General features: G+C 46.6%; 16 protein-coding genes and 3 pseudogenes. 12 read left to right on the plus strand and 7 right to left on the minus strand.

Annotation, left to right across the window (positions count from 1 at the left end):
• The first annotated feature begins 19 nt into the window (after positions 1–19).
• Together V8Z93_RS12315 and V8Z93_RS12320 are read left to right on the plus strand one after the other, a co-directional pair.
• Positions 20–1,147, plus strand: coding sequence for an aminodeoxychorismate synthase component I (locus V8Z93_RS12315; RefSeq protein ID WP_439431674.1), 1,128 nt, complete (start codon positions 20–22; stop codon positions 1,145–1,147).
• A 47-nt stretch (positions 1,148–1,194) separates the two neighbouring features.
• Positions 1,195–1,833, plus strand: coding sequence for an aminotransferase class IV family protein (locus tag V8Z93_RS12320; protein WP_439431675.1), 639 nt, complete (start codon positions 1,195–1,197; stop codon positions 1,831–1,833).
• 164 nt (positions 1,834–1,997) lie between these two features.
• Here V8Z93_RS12320 and V8Z93_RS12325 read toward each other — a convergent pair.
• Together V8Z93_RS12325 and V8Z93_RS12330 are read right to left on the minus strand one after the other, a co-directional pair.
• Positions 1,998–2,147 (minus strand): annotated as a pseudogene (locus V8Z93_RS12325) (MBL fold metallo-hydrolase); the annotation flags it as partial.
• A complete protein-coding gene (locus V8Z93_RS12330; protein ID WP_439432873.1) occupies positions 2,086–2,277 on the minus strand; it encodes a hypothetical protein in 192 nt (63 codons plus the stop codon). The pseudogene V8Z93_RS12325 and the gene V8Z93_RS12330, both read right to left, overlap by 62 nt.
• Positions 2,278–2,406: 129 nt before the next feature.
• Between V8Z93_RS12330 and V8Z93_RS12335 the strand changes: the two genes are divergently transcribed.
• Positions 2,407–4,182, plus strand: coding sequence for an AAA family ATPase (locus V8Z93_RS12335; RefSeq protein ID WP_439431676.1), 1,776 nt, complete (start codon positions 2,407–2,409; stop codon positions 4,180–4,182).
• Between the two features lie 207 nt (positions 4,183–4,389).
• Here V8Z93_RS12335 and V8Z93_RS12340 read toward each other — a convergent pair whose 3' ends face one another.
• The 4 genes from V8Z93_RS12340 to V8Z93_RS12355 all read right to left on the minus strand — a co-directional run bounded on the left by V8Z93_RS12340 (position 4,390) and on the right by V8Z93_RS12355 (position 6,584).
• Positions 4,390–5,148 (minus strand): NgoBV family restriction endonuclease, encoded by a 759-nt coding sequence (locus V8Z93_RS12340; RefSeq protein WP_439431677.1) that lies wholly within the window; start codon positions 5,146–5,148, stop codon positions 4,390–4,392.
• On the minus strand, positions 5,148–6,005 hold the full coding sequence (locus tag V8Z93_RS12345) for a restriction endonuclease (protein WP_439431678.1): 858 nt from the start codon (positions 6,003–6,005) through the stop codon (positions 5,148–5,150). Before V8Z93_RS12345 ends, V8Z93_RS12340 begins: the two co-directional genes overlap by 1 nt.
• A gap of 68 nt (positions 6,006–6,073) precedes the next feature.
• On the minus strand, positions 6,074–6,364 hold the full coding sequence (locus V8Z93_RS12350) for a hypothetical protein (RefSeq protein WP_439431679.1): 291 nt from the start codon (positions 6,362–6,364) through the stop codon (positions 6,074–6,076).
• The gene (locus V8Z93_RS12355) at positions 6,357–6,584 is read right to left on the minus strand and encodes a helix-turn-helix domain-containing protein (protein WP_297066718.1); all 228 of its coding nucleotides are present in this window, start codon (positions 6,582–6,584) and stop codon (positions 6,357–6,359) included. Before V8Z93_RS12355 ends, V8Z93_RS12350 begins: the two co-directional genes overlap by 8 nt.
• Positions 6,585–6,877: 293 nt before the next feature.
• Here V8Z93_RS12355 and V8Z93_RS12360 point away from each other — a divergent pair, with 293 nt between their 5' ends.
• From V8Z93_RS12360 to V8Z93_RS12400, 9 genes and pseudogenes are all read left to right on the plus strand, one after another.
• Positions 6,878–8,176 carry an AAA family ATPase gene (locus V8Z93_RS12360; protein WP_439431680.1) on the plus strand — a complete coding sequence of 433 codons (1,299 nt, stop codon included), beginning with the start codon at positions 6,878–6,880 and terminating at the stop codon, positions 8,174–8,176.
• Between the two features lie 3 nt (positions 8,177–8,179).
• A pseudogene (locus tag V8Z93_RS12365) lies at positions 8,180–8,758 on the plus strand (RloB family protein); the annotation flags it as partial.
• Between the two features lie 248 nt (positions 8,759–9,006).
• Complete coding sequence (locus V8Z93_RS12370; RefSeq protein ID WP_217762823.1) at positions 9,007–10,200, plus strand: hypothetical protein; 1,194 nt, start codon at positions 9,007–9,009, stop codon at positions 10,198–10,200.
• Between the two features lie 435 nt (positions 10,201–10,635).
• Positions 10,636–11,004 carry a hypothetical protein gene (locus V8Z93_RS12375; protein ID WP_439431681.1) on the plus strand — a complete coding sequence of 123 codons (369 nt, stop codon included), beginning with the start codon at positions 10,636–10,638 and terminating at the stop codon, positions 11,002–11,004.
• A gap of 211 nt (positions 11,005–11,215) precedes the next feature.
• A complete protein-coding gene (locus V8Z93_RS12380) occupies positions 11,216–12,550 on the plus strand; it encodes a hypothetical protein (RefSeq protein WP_439431682.1) in 1,335 nt (444 codons plus the stop codon).
• 41 nt (positions 12,551–12,591) lie between these two features.
• The gene (locus tag V8Z93_RS12385; protein ID WP_439431683.1) at positions 12,592–13,743 is read left to right on the plus strand and encodes a CHC2 zinc finger domain-containing protein; all 1,152 of its coding nucleotides are present in this window, start codon (positions 12,592–12,594) and stop codon (positions 13,741–13,743) included.
• 34 nt (positions 13,744–13,777) lie between these two features.
• A complete protein-coding gene (locus V8Z93_RS12390; RefSeq protein WP_439431684.1) occupies positions 13,778–14,005 on the plus strand; it encodes a DUF4248 domain-containing protein in 228 nt (75 codons plus the stop codon).
• Between the two features lie 236 nt (positions 14,006–14,241).
• Entirely contained in the window at positions 14,242–14,442 is a 201-nt protein-coding gene (locus tag V8Z93_RS12395) for a hypothetical protein (protein ID WP_217762830.1), read from the plus strand.
• A gap of 64 nt (positions 14,443–14,506) precedes the next feature.
• Positions 14,507–15,040 (plus strand): annotated as a pseudogene (locus tag V8Z93_RS12400) (DNA-binding protein); the annotation flags it as partial.
• A gap of 250 nt (positions 15,041–15,290) precedes the next feature.
• Here the strand turns inward: V8Z93_RS12400 and V8Z93_RS12405 are convergent.
• A complete protein-coding gene (locus tag V8Z93_RS12405; protein WP_439431685.1) occupies positions 15,291–17,192 on the minus strand; it encodes an SLC13 family permease in 1,902 nt (633 codons plus the stop codon).
• Positions 17,193–17,198 lie beyond the last annotated feature (6 nt).

A 17,198-nucleotide genomic window follows, 5' to 3' on the forward strand; every position in this document is an offset into this window, starting at 1 on the left:
AAGCAGTATCTTTGCAGGCATGAAACAGGAAATCATAGATAAAATCAATCAGCTGGCAAGCCAGGATGAGCCTTTTCTCTTTGTTATTAACTATCAGGGAGACAAGGCCTTCATCCGCTTGCTATCCGATATAAATCCCGAAGAATGCCTCTTCGATTTTGAAGGAAGAGGGAACCTTTCTCATGCCTGGAAAGAGACTTGGAAGGAAGGGACTTGGAAGGAAGAGACTTGGAAGAAAAAGATTTCGGAGGAAGAGATTTCGGAGACCACCTGGCAGATAGAACCCCCACTTTACGAGGATTACGAGCGAAGCTTCAACATCGTGAAGAGCAACATCATGGCGGGCAACAGCTATCTTACGAATCTCACCTGCCGGGTTCCCGTGAGCTGCAATCTCTCTTTAGAGGATATTTTTCATCGCGCAAAAGGGAAGTATAAACTGCTGCTCAGAAGAAAGAGAAATCTCACCCCCTTCGTCTGCTTTTCTCCCGAAACCTTCGTCAGAATCAAGGGCGGAAGAATCTATTCCTATCCCATGAAGGGAACCCTGGATGCATCACTCCCCAATGCCGAAAAGCAGCTGATGGAAGACCGGAAGGAGGCGGCAGAACACGCCACCATCGTAGACCTGATAAGGAACGACCTGAGCCGGGTGGCAGAAGATGTAAGGGTAGATAAATACCGTTACATCGACGTGCTGCATACCAACAAGGGCGACATTCTGCAAACCAGTTCAGAAATCAGCGGTCGCCTGCCCGAAGATTACCCGCATCATCTGGGCGAAATCCTCGATGCCCAGCTCCCAGCCGGTTCCATCACGGGTGCCCCGAAAGATAAAACCATGCAGATTATCCAAGAGGCAGAAGGCTACGACCGCGGCTTCTACACGGGCATCATGGGAATCTACGACCAGGGCGAACTCAATTCCGCCGTCATGATTCGATTCATCGAGGAAGAAACTTCGCCAGTTGATTTTGAAACAGATGGAGAAAAGAATTTCAAGGCAAAGGAAGGAAAGGCAAGCGAAGGAAAGGAGCCGAAGGCAAACCGAAAATTGTATTTCAAGGCAGGCGGCGGCATCACCTCGAAGAGCGATTGCCGGAAGGAATACGAGGAAGTGATTCAGAAAATCTATCTTCCGTTTTAAACTCGCCTTTCATTCCCCCCAAAAAAATTACACGATTTTTTTAAAATATGAAACAGCAATTTGTAGAAACAATAAAAATCAAGAACGGCAAGGCCCTGGCCCTGCCCTATCATCAGGCAAGAATGGAGAGAACCATCCGCAGGTTCTTTCCATCCTTTCCATCCTTTACATCCTTCCCATCCATCGCATCAGCAGATATAAATCTTTCATCCCTCATTTCTCCGAAAGAAGAAATGGATTTCTACAAGGCACGAGTGGTTTATGGCGCCCAGGGCGTGGAAGCCATCGAGTACGCCCCCTACAAGATGAAGGAGATTCATTCCCTAAAAGTAGTAGAGGATGATTCCATCGACTACACCTACAAGAGCACCGATCGAAGTGCGCTCAACGCCCTGGCAGCCCAGAAAGGCGATTGCGATGAAATCATCATCATAAAAAACGGCCTCATTACCGATACCTCCTTCACCAATCTCGCCCTTTTTGATGGCAACAGATGGCTCACCCCCAAGCATCCCCTGCTCCTGGGAACCAAGCGAGCCCAGCTTCTGGAAGCCGGCATCATCGAGGAAGCCGAGCTCACACTAGAAGCCCTCAGAAAGGCGGAAAAAGTGAGCCTCTTCAACGCCATGATAGATTTCGGAGAGCGGGAAGTAACCGAAATTTTCCTACCGGATTCAGCCGATTAAGTTGATAAAACTCACCATTAAAAAAGTCCCACAGATTCCACAGATTTACACAGATTCATTCTTGCCATAATCGGGAGAAGGATTCCCCCAAATATCCAAACAAAAAATCTGTGTTAATCTGTGAAATCTGTGGGACAAAGAAATCTGTGGGACAAAGAAAAACCCTATAGCTCTATCACTTCCAGATCATCCGGAACAAAGATTCTACCCTTGAAGTTCTCAGCAGCTTCACGTGTATAATTTTCCTTACGATTATCCAGCGTCTTCTCCTCCGTATGATAAAGAATAAGATTCTTCACACCCAGTTCCTCCGCCTGCATCCACCAGCATCAGGGAGCCGGGAATCTGGAGCACAAAACAAGTATTATAAATCTGGGAAACAGTAGCATTTCCCGTACCCAGCATCGTAATTTGATTCGTTATCTTATCCATAATCTTATCCATTGTCTATTTGATTCACGCCCACAAAACTACTCATTTTTTGATAAACCACCAAGAAAAAGCCCCAAAAACTTTGCGTATTCCAAATAATAATCTTAACTTTGCGGCATCAAACAAAAAATGGTTTCGATTATGGCAAAAATAGAAAGAATAGAAAGACAAAAGCGAATCTATCGCAAACGCATCCCTTACGGAATGCAGAACTTTGAAGATGTAATGGAAAGAGATTGTTACTATGTTGACAAGACCCCATTCATTGAGAAAATAGAAGAATCTAACATGTATTTCTTCTTCATTCGCCCTCGCCGATTTGGCAAGAGCCTTACCCTCTCCATGCTCGAAAACTATTACGACATCAACAAGAAGGATAAGTTCGAAAGCCTCTTCGGCAAACTTTACATCGGAGAAAATCCTACCCCCGAACGCAACAGCTACCTCATCCTGCATCTGAATTTTGCCATGATTTCAGCAGAATTGGATAATTACAAGAAGGGACTTGATGCCCACTGCTACAACAAGTTCAATTCCTTCTGCAACAGATACGCCAACCTTTTGCCACCAGGCATAAAGCAAGAGATGAACCAGAAGGAAGACGCCGTTGCCCAATTAGGATTTCTCTGCGACCAATGTGCAGAAGCAGGCCTGAAGATTTACCTCTTCATCGACGAATACGACCACTTTACCAATCAGATTCTTGCCCACAAGGAACATGAAAAACGATACCGCGAGCAGACTCACGGCGAGGGATATTTGCGCCATTTCTTCGACACCATCAAGGGAGCCGCCGGAGATTCACTGGGCAGAGTTTTCGTTACAGGAGTAAGTCCCGTAACAATGGACGATCTGACCAGCGGTTTCAACATCGGCACCAACTATTCCCTATCACCGGAATTCAACGAAATGGTGGGATTCACCGAGGAGGAAGTGCGCCAGATGCTGGCCTATTACGCTAGCGTGCTGCCATTCCGCCATAGCGTGGATGAACTGATAGAAGTGATGAAGCCATGGTATGACAACTATTGCTTCGCCATCAAAAGATACGGCAAGACAACCATGTACAACTCTGTAATGGTACTCAATTTTGTGGACAATTATATCCGCAACGATTACGATATTCCTGATAGCATGTTGGAAACCAACATCCGCATCGACTACGACAAGATACGCATGCTCATCCGCCACGACAGGGAATTTGCCCACGATGCCAGCATCATACAGGATATCGTGACCAAGGGATTCACCACGGGAACCCTGATGGAGAATTTCCCTGCCGAACGCATCAACGATCCCGATAATTTCCTGAGCCTGCTCTTCTATTTCGGCATGGTAACGATAGACGGCACCTACCAGGGCAACACCCGCTTCGTGGTTCCCAACGAGGTGGTGCGCGACCAGATGTACACCTATCTGCTGGATACCTACAAGGAGAACGACCTCACCTTTGAGCAATACGACAAGACCCAGCTGGAGAGTAAGTTGGCTTACGAAGGCGCATTCAAGCCCTACTTTGCCTACATAGCCGATTGCCTGAAGCGCTTCTCCTCCCAGCGTGACAAGCAGAAGGGCGAGGCTTACGTTCATGGCTTCACCCTGGCGATGGCGAGCCAATGCAAGTTCTACCGTCCTATCTCAGAACTCGACAACGACGGCGGTTATGCCGACATCTTCCTGCTGCCCCTTTGCGACATTTATAAGGACATGGAAGATTCCTACATCGTGGAACTGAAATATTGCAAATCGGGCACCAGCGATGAGCAGTTGAGTCATCTCTTCGAGGAAGCTTCTGCCCAGATAAGGCGCTACGCCGATAGCGACATCGTGCGCGAATCCGTGAAGACCACGAAGCTTCATCAGCTCGTTGTGATTTACCGGGGAGCAGAAATGGCAATGTGCGAGGAAGTGGAATAAATAAAACGGAAGAAAAGAAAGTGGAATAAAAGACATACAGAAAGAAAGGGCAAAAGCATCATACCATATATTGACAAGGTAATGCTTTTGCCCTTTTATCTTTAGCTGATAATGTATTTCAAGATACCGATAGTACCATCCTTCTTTTTGACAAACATCCAATGCTGCTTTCGTTTAGAGAAAACAGCATTGAATGTTCACAAACGATTACTTTTTCTTATTTTTCAAGTAGTACTTACTTTCTATTTCATACCACCGTGGCACACGAAGTTGTTTTCCATAGAATGTCTCATAGTTTCTTAAAGTACCATCAAGCCAACTTGGACCATCATCACGGGTATCTTTGTTTTTGTAAACAGTCTCTTCTACAGCCGAAAGGAAATCCTCAACACATTCGAATGTTTTGAAACTCCTTGATACCCCATACCACTTTGCAGGACGAATCTTGTGAACCACTCCTTGTTTGATTTGCAAGTTTAATGGCCAAATTACTTTATTCTTGCCAGAACCAGACTGCATTGGACGGCATATTTCCCATACTTTCTTCAGCCAAAGGTTTCTAACCGTCACCACACCATCTTCGCTCATGTCATAGCCGAAAACAAGGTAGTCCACATCAAGCATCCACGGTTTCTCTTTGATTTCTCGCTCATACATACGAAAATCCGCAATATCAAACCCAGGATTTGCTGCATAATTGAATGCTTTTACTTCCATAAGGTTGTGCTTCTTGTCTTGTGGGTCAAGAAATACATAAGGCGGAATTAGCGAATGGTCTTCATTAATCACATACTCTATATAATTCTGGCGGAGCCAATCTTCAAGCCAATCCTGTATGATATTTTCCACCACCATATCATTGTTTGGCCAAACTATTTTATGGCCGCCAAACTCTATACTTATCTTAATTGACCTACCAACAAGAGATTGGGCAAAATTTTCTATTAATGTTTTCGAATCCTTCATTATTTATCATCTAAAGAATTAAAGAAATCCATGTCAACCTCATACGATTTCACTTCATTTAATCCGATTCCATATTCAGCCAACTTGTTTATCAGCTCTTCGCCATCCATCAAGTCAATAAGCCTTTTACCCTCACTTGATGCTTCTACAAGTGCCGCTCGTGTGAATGAGCCTGTAGTAATCAAAACTCCTTTTTCAATATTTGTACTTAATGAACCACGAAAGTCTCTAATTTCTGGCGCACCAACTGCACCTTTATATCTCTTGCATTGGAATGCGACGTTAAAGCTAAAAATACCATTAATGCGCAACTTTCCGGTACCATCGATGCCACCATCGCCCGATTTCTTGGTCACCTCAACATCAGAGAATCCGCATTCTCTCAACAACCTTTGAGCCAATTTCTCGAAAGCATACGGACTCATACCGAGAAGTATATCCGTAATTTGTTCACGCCATCCTTTTGGCTCGGTGGGTGTATCACTTTCTGAACCATTGTTCTTGGTTGCCCCATTCTTGTTGTTGGTAAAACGCACAATTTCCTTAACATCCAAATCTGCTAGTTTTGCCAAAGCTGCGCCCTTTGCAGTCAGTACCCATACGCCTTGTTTGCTATTTTCCACAGCACCATAGTTTTTCAAGTATGTTCTTGCCCACATCAGTTTGTATTCGACTTCTGTCATAGTAAAACTATGCATTTCGTCTATAACATCTTCTGAAAGATTCGTATTTTTGATAACTTTCTTGTATATCTCAGAATTTGCACCAGAACCACCAAGTTGATATAAGGCATCAATGGTCGGTTTTATGAAAAACTGATAACTAGGACATTTCTTTTTGGATATTTTCTTTGCCATATTGTTAAGGTGTTCATTTAATGTTCTAAAGGCATCCTTTTTTAGAATACCTATAATTTTTTATTTCGTTATGCAAATTGCTCCATCTCCGCTTGTTCTTTGATTGCCGAATTTACACAAGGGAACAGATGGTAACCCTCCTGGGGATTTTGGGTGTTGTATATCAATATGTAATCGGGCAGAACTTTTGAAAGAGTTCCACCATTTCTTTGAGAAAACAAGTCTTGGTTGAAACGGATATTGTAAAGTTTCTCATATCGTTGAGTTTTTTCTCCCAATATCCAGTCCAACTGCGACTTTTCCCCTCTGTATGCGCCAAAAAGGAATGTTCTATCTTTATTCTCTATATATCTAAACATTTTCTGTGCTACTATTGTTAATGTCGTTGATTAAATCTTTAGGGCTGATTGACAATAATTTGGCAACTTGCAAAAGCTGTTCCAATGATGGTTGTATTCTATTTTGTACCCATCTACTTATTGTTATCTCTGATTTGCCCATTTGTTCTGCCAGCCAACGGTTTGTTTTGTTCTGCTCGGCTAAGACAACTCTTATTCGATTGATTGAATACTCTGCCATGTTATGAATAAATTTGGTTGCAAAGATAACAAAAAAAGACGAAACTTTATCATATTTTGATAAACATTAACATGCAGATTAGCGTTCATATCAATGTTTTTTTTACCATCTACAGCCTTTATGCTACTTTCAAACAGCATTTCGCCAACAAAAAAACTCTTAAACGCAGGAAAAACTACGGAAAAAGCTGCTTTTAATATTAAATAACGTGAATTTTTCACGAAAACTGAATTTTAATTTTGCGCTTCTGCTTTTTTATCGTATATTTGCACCAAAATAAAAAAAGAATAGCTATGATACAGGAATTTCAAATACAAAACTTCTTCAGCATCAGGGAAAGGCAAACACTAAGCTTCCTTCCTACTAATGATGACAAGATGAGAAGCCAATACCTATACGAAGTGGCAGAAGGTGTTGAGCTCCTCAAGATTGGTATCGTGTATGGTAGCAACGCCAGCGGCAAAACCACCCTGCTCGATGCCCTCGCATTCTTCCGCCGCACCATGCTCGACAAGCCGGAAAACAAGAATATGGGAATGGGGTACGTTCCTTTTCTTCTGGATAATCACAGCCGCAAGGAACACTCCTCGATGCAGATGACCTTCTGGCTCAACCGGGAAAAATACGTCCTAAGCCTGGAATTCGACGAAAAGCGAATCTACGAGGAGATGCTGATGGTTTATACAAGCTCACGCCCTACCAAGCTATACAGCCGCAGCTACCAGCAGGAAACAGACCACTCGGAAGTTACCTTTGGCAGCAAATCGGGCATCAACAAAGCCACCCAGCGAGCCATCGCCGGCAATACTACCAACAACTGCACGGTTATGGCAGCCTTCGGACAATCGAATGCAACCACATCACGGCTGAATATCGTGGCAGAATTTTTCTATTCGGGAATGCGAGACACGCTGAGCCCGCGCACCTCCCTGACCTTCAATGTGAAAGACGAATTGCGCCATGACAAGGAGGACAAGAAGAAGCACTTCCTGTTACAGATGCTGAAAGCGAGCGACTTCAATATCACCGACCTTTCACTAGATGAGCGCGAAGAGAGTATCACTCCGGAAATGGAAAAAACCATCAAGAGTGCTCCCATCCCAGAGGAAGCTAAGGTAGAAATGCTTCGCCGTGGCACGCTTAAGCATGATGAAATTCTCTTCCAGCATACGGGCGACGGCGGCGAATATACTTTACACGAGCGTCTGGAATCGGCAGGTACCCACAGATTTCTGGGCATGTCGGTGGTGCTTTACTATGTGCTCCACCACAACAACTTCATCCCTATCGACGAGGTGGAAACGAGCATCCATTATGAGCTTCTCTCCTACTTCATCAAGTTGTTTCTTGCCAACAGCGAGGGTTCTAGCCAGCTGCTCATGACCACCCACGACATCAATCTGCTGAACGAAGACTACATCCGCCGGGATGTGGTATGGTTTACAGACAAGAGCCGTGAAGGCGCCACTCAGCTGAAGCGTCTCAGTTCGCTGGGCCTGCACAAGACGATGAATCCATATAATGCCTACAAGCAAGGCAAGCTGGTGGATTTACCATTCCTTGGAAGTATTTATCTAGATAAGGAGGATTAGAATATGGCAGTAAAGAAAAGTATAGCTATCATAGGTGAGGGCGAGACGGAGTGGTTCTACTTTGACTCGCTCCGCATCGCCTGCCGCTACCCCTTTAAGGTAGCACCCGATTTTCCACAACATTCCGATATTCCTCACATGGCAAAATTGGCAGAATCGTATGTAAAATGCGAAACTGACTATGTAATCTGCCTTGTTGATATGGATCGCCTGTTGCAGAATCCAAAAGAAATGGAAACTTACTCCAAGATACGCAAGAAGAGCAGCCGTAAGATTATGTGGGTGGAGACCAATCCATGCACGGAATTCTGGTTTCTGCTACATTTCCTGCCTCAACTATCCGTGAAGCATTACGACAGCTACGAGCAGCTCATTCCTGAGCTTCAGCGCTACATGCCTGGCTACGAAAAGACCGTAAGATATTTCCGCAAGAACAAGCTCTACAATTATCTCACGGAAAACGGCGACCTTCAGCGGGCTCTAAGTTACGCCAAGGAACTCTCCCGGCTAAGCGAAGCTACGCCAGAAGATAAGATTGCCTATACCCAGATGCATCAGGTATTCGAGTTGTTAGCATCGATGAATCATGATGAAACCTGCAAGGAAAGCGTCATACCGAATGAACAAATCCCAATCGGAGACAACCAGCAGGAGATTGTCAATTTTATCGTCAATAGCGGAAAAACAGATTTGAAATCCATTTCTAAAGCCACAGGCCTCAAAGTTTCTAGAACACGAGATTATCTCGAAATGCTCGTTGCCAAAGGACTGATAGAAGTGGAGAGAGAGTATAACAAAAAAATATTTAAAATAAAAGGAATTCCTAATATATGACAACAGACCAAAAAGAAAAATGCCGCAAGGCATATTACCATTCTGATATCGAGCCTACACTAGACCGACTCAATCAGATAAAGGAAATAGTCTCTAATTTTGAGAAGGATGGAGCAAATCGCCTTACCTGTGCCCTGGGAATGAAGCATAAGGATCTAGACGAAATAGAACAACTCTCTGCATTTATAGCCCAGGCTCGTGACAAGATGGAAAAAGAACTGGAACGACTGAAAAAGTTTGAACCCACTTTCAACAATCAATTTGCCACAAACCATAACAACTACTACAATTCTGTAAGCGAAGTTCTAAGACATATCAGAAGCCACTTATCTCCTCTGAAAATCATCCTCAAGAAATTCTGCCCGAGAAAGCATCCTTCGGTTGCAGAATGCGAAATGTATAATATTCCGCCCAAATCGGTAATCGATGCTTCATTACTTGGAGATGAAATATACCAGCCAGATTTGTTTGAACTGGAAAGCTTTCCGCCAGCAGTACAGGGGCTGTATAACGAGATGATTAAATTCTTCAAGGCAGAAAAGGAATGTATGGATATCTGTGCAGAAATTCTACAAGAAGAACTGGCTATACGCAAGGATCCTATTAAGAGTAAATGCATATTGGATAAATACAGACAGAATGCATACAAACGTATGGAAAATGCGATTATGCTCATCTCTGAAGATACGATAGAGTATCTCAAAGCAACAACTCCCGCTTACCAGGCGTACCAGCACTATGCTTCGGAGGAAGGATTTGCACAAGGAGAATTCCATAAGCAGAACTGCGCTTCTATGGATCATCTCTGCCTTATCGAAGCTGTGACAGAAACTGAGGATATTACCATCAAAGAGAAGGTGCTTTGGGGCAACAACCCGAAAACCATAAAGAAAATTAGATATGTAATAAGCCACTTCGACGAACTGCTACCAGCAGATTTCAAGCATAAGCTGATGGGAATGTATGAATATATTTTCAGCCAATGGGCTTTGCCTGATAATGTGAAGCAGGCAGTAGAATACTTCATCGAGCACTACAACGGAATCTACAAACCCGTAAAATATGCCGCAGTAAGCAAGCATAGTATGGAATACGACAAGAGTTCTGATATCGTAAAAAGTTTCTCATCCGGCATCAATGTGCTATTTGCAAATAGCAATAATGCAGAACTGATGGATTTTAGTGCTTAAAAAAGTAGATTTTATTGGGAGTCGAATGGCTCAAAACATACAAAAAGTGTATTAGCTCGCATAGCTGATACACTTTTTTTTGTGATTTATTGCCGTGACAATCTACTTTTTATGAATACTAGATTAACTTTTTGTGAAAAGTAGATTATCAGCAGCCAATCTATCTACTTTTTGATTTTATAAAATCTACTTTGATATCAATCAATCTACCTTTTAACTTATCTTAATATCAAGAATCCTAAAAATATAAACTTTTTTCATTTATCTACTATCTACTTTTTTTCTTGTCTATCTCTCAAAAAATACCGACCTTTGCAGCACCAAACCACATCAGGCATGGGCAAGCGAAGACCGAAGCCTGTTTCGATTTTGACTGATGCAGAATGGAGGCCCCCTCTCATCGAAACGGAGGGCATAGCCGGAAAGACTATAATTATGTCTAATCATAATTTCTACCCCAACACAGAGTTGGGAATCGACCTCAAGTTGCTTACCCGCAAGCCTGGACGCCTGGGCATAGGCGAGTATCTGGACGGAGCCATCACGCACGACGGCGAAGACCACTTCACATTCGTGCAGAACGACTCCGAGAAGAAGAAGGATAAGGTGGTGCAGAGAAATCCGCACGTGTATGAAGGTACATACATCAACGTGAACCGCAAAAACGACGGTACACTCTATCCAACCTTCAACCGACCTCGGTTCACGGAGAAATTCACCTTCCAGGACTTCTGCCTTCAGGCTGCCAAGGAGCTCTGGGTTATCAGCGACTTGGAGAAAGGGCAGCCTATAAAAATGAAATAGAAAATCTCTCAAATCTCAGTCTCAGTTAGGAAAAAAGTCACAATCCAACCCTTTACCCGTTTTTAAAGCGTTTATAACTCATTGATAATTAATTAGTTATATATATAATATAAAGGGATGGATAGCACATTTAAAACAACTGAGAGACTGAGACTGAGATTTTTGACCAGCCAACGACAAGTAATATTTTAATTTAATTCTCTAGAAAGCAATGAGTTACAATATTTTCAGCAGCACCGCTCCGGCGATGCCCAAACCCAGCAAAGGCACGGAATTCGTGAAATTCGCCATCTCGCAGGCATCAAAAGACATGCGAGAAGTGCTCATTCCGATGGCAATTCCGGCTTTGGCAGCCCATCTCACGGGCGTAAGATTCATGTATTCCGACAACAAATTCTATGAAATGTGCGGTCAGATGGGACATTTGATAGGCCCTTCGGGTATAGGAAAGGCACAATTAGGTCATCTTGTAGAGGCCATCATGCGCACTTTTCGCAAACATGATGAGACTGAGTTCAAGAAACTGGTGGATTGGCAGCGACAGATGAAGACCAAGGGCGCCAACAAGGAAAAGCCCGAGCGTCCTGACGTGAGTTTCTGGTTTCCACCTGCCGACGTAACCAACCCCGCCTTCATTCAGAATGCCATGGCATGCGAGAAACTGGGCGAGAGAACCCAATACATCAACCTGCCCGAGGTGGAGATGGCGGATAGAATCTGCGGTGGCCATAAGCAGGTGAGCCAGATGGTGAGAAACATCTACGACTGCCAGAGAGCGGGTGCCTTGCGCGCCACGGCTGATGGCGTAACGGGCAATCCCGTGCTCCGTGTGAACCTCACCTTCACTTCTACCCCAGAAGCAGCCCGCCTGTTCTACAAGAAAGACATCACCAATGGTTTCTTCGGGCGCATTCCCTTTGCCTACAAGGCTCGTGGCGAGCGTAGCGGCAGGATTCCACGACAGGGTTCGTATGACGAGGAATTCCTGAAGAACCTAGACGCCTATCTGCTTCGCCTGGACAACTGCAAGGGTACCTTTGTGGTGAAACAACTCAACAAAGTGGCCGACCAGCTGGCAGAAGAAATGGCAAGGCTTGCCGATCTTGCCGATGACGATACCCTTTGGGAACTTTCCCACCGCAGCATCTTCTCGGCATGGAAGAAGGGAGCTATACTCTGGATTCTGAACGACCAGACGTGGACGCGCTCCATCGGCGAATTCGTAGTATGGTTCTGCTATTACGACCTGTGGTCGAAGGTGAAGGTGTTTGGCGACATGTTCAAGGGATATGATGCCCACGAAGAAGAGGTGCAGAGAAGTGGTCCTAAGAACATGCTCGACAGTCTTGAACATTCTTTCAACGAGCAGCAGCTGGAAGCACTTCGCCTGAGCCTTGGAAAGAGCAAGGAGGGCACCAAGCATCAAATCGACGTATGGAAGAACCGCAAGTTCATCACCTACAGCAACCAGACGGGACTTTACACCAAGACGCAGGAGTATCTTACGGGCACGCCGGCAGCAAAGGTTAAGGGTAAGGAAAAATGAGATTAAATTGGAGAAATATAAATTTTTGAAAATGAAATTTTATGGAGAAATATGAGATTCAGAAGCTGCGCGACCTGCCTATTGAGGGGGTCGCCGAGCAGCTGGGGATGGTGGTGAAGCGGCACAAGGCGCTCTGTCCCTTTCACGACGACCACCATGCCAGCCTCTCGTTCAACACGAGGAGGAACAGCTGCCGATGCTATGTGTGCATGGGGAATTCCGTGGGCACCATCGACCTGGTGATGAAATACCTGGGGAAGGATTTCCTCTCGGCCTGCCGATGGCTGGCGGAGGTGAATGGGGTTTATCTGGAAGATTCGCATCCGAAGGTGGTTTCTTCCTCTTCACCCATCTCCCTATCCTCTTCCTCATCGAAAGCATCTTCGGAAACTTCTTCGGAAACTTCTTCGGAAGATTCTTCCGAAACTTCTTCGAAGGCATCTCCGAAGGCATCACCATCCTCCTCCTTCGATGCCGGGAAGTATGCGAGATTCTTTGAGCATCCCTGGTTCAACGGGGCGGCCAGGAGATTCCTTTTCGAGGAAAGAAGGATTGATGAGAGAGTGGCGAGATGGTGCAGATTGACTTCGTGGACGGATAGAAAGGGCGTGAACTGGCTGCAGATTCCCTACTTCGACATGGAGGGGAACCTGATCGGGATTCAAAACAGAAATCTGGATTACAAGAAGATGCCCACGGAGGCGAAGGGGCTTGCTGCTGACAAATCGCCCACAGATTTCACAAATGACACAGATGACACTGGTTTCACAGATGACACAAATGCTCCTTCACACGGGGTGGAAGGTTCACATCAGACGGAGCCGACGGCTCCCCGCTTCCGCTTCCCTTATGGTGCCCAATGCAGCATCTATAATCTTCCTGTGGTGAAGATGCTGAAGCCGGGCGAGAGGCTTTTCATCACCGAAGGGTGCAGCGACTGCTGGGCGATGCTCTCTGCCGGGCACAAGGCGATAGCCATTCCTTCTGCTACGCTGCTGAAGCCGGAAGATAAGAAATGGCTGGCGGAAATAGGAGAAAAGCTCCACACGGAGTGGCACATGTTTCCCGACAGGGATACGCCGGGCGAAAGCCTATTTCTGCAGCTCAAGGAGATTCTGCCCCAGCTGGTGCACCACCAGTTGCCGCCGGAGTGCAAGGATTTCAGCGAGTACTATCTGAAAGAGAAGAAATAGTATTTATTAGTTTTTAATGTAAAATTGAAGGATTATGATGATAGAAGATTTCAAGATTCGTATGTACACCAAGAAGGAACTTGCCTTGATGTACTTTCCCGAGAGTTATCCTCGCACGGCTGTCAACCATCTGATGGTCTGGATTCGCCGCTGCACCCCGCTATGGGAGGAGCTGCAGATGATGGGATACTGCAAGACGAGCAAATCGTTTTCGCCCAAGCAGGTGAAGGCTATCGTGGAGTATCTGGGGGAACCGGGATAGGGGTTAGAGTTGATAGTTTAAAGTTATTAGCTTAAAATGTGCCGCTATCGCACGGCATCAGCCACCATCGCACAACTGATGGTGGCTGTTTTTGTATCTTTGCATCGTGATTCAGAAAGCGCTGGAAAATCACTTTCCTAGTTGGAGAAAAATATTTCTCCAGTTGGAAAAATGAAAAATGGCTTCTGGGGGAAAGACCGGATTGCTAGTATTAACAATTTAAAATCGTATTGCTTATGAAAGAGAACATGAAAGAGAACATGAAGGCATTCATCAAGTATCTCATCGTGGCCGTATGCTCTGCCATCGTCACCTTCCTCACCAGCTCGTGCACGGCGGGGCTCGTGATTGGGAAGAACCAGCGGCAGCAGCAGGAGAACAATATCTCTACGCGGGCCGACTCTTCGCACTTCGTGCCTACTATCACCATTAGATAGTTTAGAGTTAAAAGTTTATAGTTTATAGCTTACAAAGTATTAACAATTTAAAATTCAAGGTATTATGGCAATTAATCTGAAGGCAAAGGAAACCCTCATCCAGGTGGGTGAGTTGAAAGGTAAGTATCGTTTCGTGCTCGGCACCGAACTTTACAGTAAGCTCTCTGAGAGCAAGGTGATTAAGGAGGCGGCGCTCCGTAGTGGTGTGAGCCGCGGCGTGATGCAGGCGTGCTGGGACGCAGCTGGCGAGGTAATCAAGGCGTGGGCCACCGAAGGCCACTCCGTAGCTATTCCTGGTTTGGGAACCATGAGATTCGGCGTGAGAGCCAAGAGCGTGGAAACCGTGACGGAGGTGGCTAGCGGGCTCATTACCGCCCGACGCGTAATCTTCACTCCTAACGTGGATATCAAGGACGAACTGCAGCGCACCGCTATCCAAATCACCTGCTACGACAAAGACGGAAATGTAATCAAGAAGGTTACTTCCGGCGACAAGGGCGACGTGGAGGAGCCTGATAATTCTCCAAGCGGCGGAGATAATCCGAGCGGCGGTGATACCCAGGGCGGTTCGGGCACCCAGGGCGGCGGAACCGGAAACCCGAGCGGCGGAAATACCGACCAGGGTAATACCGACCAGGGCAAAACTGACACCGGCGGAAGCAACGGCGGCGGAAGCAACGGCGATAACGAGCACATCGTATTATAGCCCGAGCTGAGCTTGATAACTCGAGCTGAAATTGATAATCCTCTCTAAAAAAGAAAAGATGCTACATGGCAAGCATTCCTCATGCACCATGCAGCATCTTTTTTTATTCTACCATTAATATCCTATCATTAATATTCTGTCCCTAATATTCAAACAGCAGCGGCAGTACAAACGTCATGACCACGCCGATGATGATCTGCAACGGCAATCCCACTTTCACGTAATCCATAAACGTGTAGCCTCCTGCCTTCATCACCAGCGCATTAGGCGGGGTGGAGAACGGAGAGGCGAAGCACATGCTGGCTCCCAGGGTCACGGCAAAGAGGAAGGAGTATGGACTCACGCCCACCTGCTGCGCTGCCACCAGGGCTATCGGAGCCATCAATACGGCGGTGGCGGTGTTGCTGATAAACATCGTCATCAGCGAGGTGGTGAAGTAAATGCCGGCAAGCAGAGCCGTTGGGCCCATCGCCCCCAGACTGTCCACAAGCCCCTGAGATACCAATGCCGAGGCTCCCGTCTTCTCCAGTGCCGTAGACATCGGCATCATGGCAGCTATCAGCACGATGCTCTCCCAGTTGATGGTCTTGTAGGCAGCCTCCACGTTGCGGAAACAGCCGGCAAACACGGTGAGCAGTCCGGCTATGATTACTGCCGTTACCGGAGCCACGGGGATGAAATCGAACACCATCATGGCTATCATCAGGAGCATGATGGCTGCTGCCACGGGTGCCTTATAATCCAGCAGTACCTTGTCGGCAGTCTTCTCGGGCTGATCCAAGACCACCCAGTTGGTGGTGTCGGCGGTGAGGTGCGCCAGGTTGGTCCATTCGCCCTGCACCAGCAACATGTCGCCCACGTGCAGTTTGGCGGCTATCAGATTATCCGTGATGTATTCGCTGCCGCCTCTGCCTCCCTCAGAAGAAGAAGAGGATGATGAGCCTCGCTTCACGCCCAGCACGTTGATGCCGAATCGCTTGCGCAGGTTGGCCTCGCCTATGCGCAGACCGGCGAAATTGGAGGTTGGCATCACCACTATCTCGGTGAGTCCCAGGTCGTAGAAATCTATCTTCACGTCCTTCATCTTCCGGAGTCCGTAGTCCTGGGCAAAGTGCTGCATCTTCTGCTCGTCACCTATTATATATAAGGTGTCGTGCACCTGGATGGTGCTGCTGCTCTTCGCCATGTTCTGGTTCACGTCCTTCACCAGCCCGAGTCGCGATTTCTTTTCGTTTCTTATCTCGATGATGCTCACGCCGTATTTCTTCTGGATGCTGAGTTCCTTCAGGGTCTTTCCCACGATGTCCATCCGGTTGCCGTTCTCATCCCGGGCGGCAGAGGTGCGGCTGCTGGGCACGATGTAGCGATGCAGATTGTCGAGCAGTCGGTATTCATCCACCAGGTCGTCGAGCGACTTGGCGTTTTTCTTTTTCTTGCTTCCCTGGCTTTTGCTGAGGAAGATTTTGCTCAGGGGCATGAGCACGATGATGCCGATGGCGATGACGATGATGCCCACGGGGAAGAAGCTGAAGAAGGCGAGCGGCTGATAGCCGGCTGCGGTGAGCACCTCGTCGATGACCAGGTTGGGCGGCGTACCGATGAGAGTGAGCATTCCGCCCAGGCTTCCGGCGAAGGCGAGGGGCATGAGGAATCGCGACGACTGCATGCCCGACCCGGCTGCTATGCTCATGATGATGGGCATCATGAGGGCCACGGTTCCGGTGTTGCTGACGAAGGCTCCGATGAAGGATGTAACGAGCATCACGAGGAGGAAGGTGATGGTTTCGTTGCCTCGCGAGAGTGCCATGAGCTTATTGCCCGTGAGCTTGGCGAGGCCCGTCTGCATGATGGCTCCTCCCACCACGAAGAGTCCTATCATCATGATGACGATGGGCGAAGAGAAGCCTGCCAGGGCTTCGGCAGGGGTAAGGATTCCGAGAACCAGCAGGGCTGCCAGGGCTGTGAGCGCCACGATGTCGGCCCTCACCCTGCCCCATATAAACATGGCAACCGTGATAACTAATACGATAAGGGTTATTGTCATGCTATA

It is taken from the genome of Segatella copri (assembly GCF_051861805.1).
Lineage (GTDB): Bacteria > Bacteroidota > Bacteroidia > Bacteroidales > Bacteroidaceae > Prevotella > Prevotella copri_M.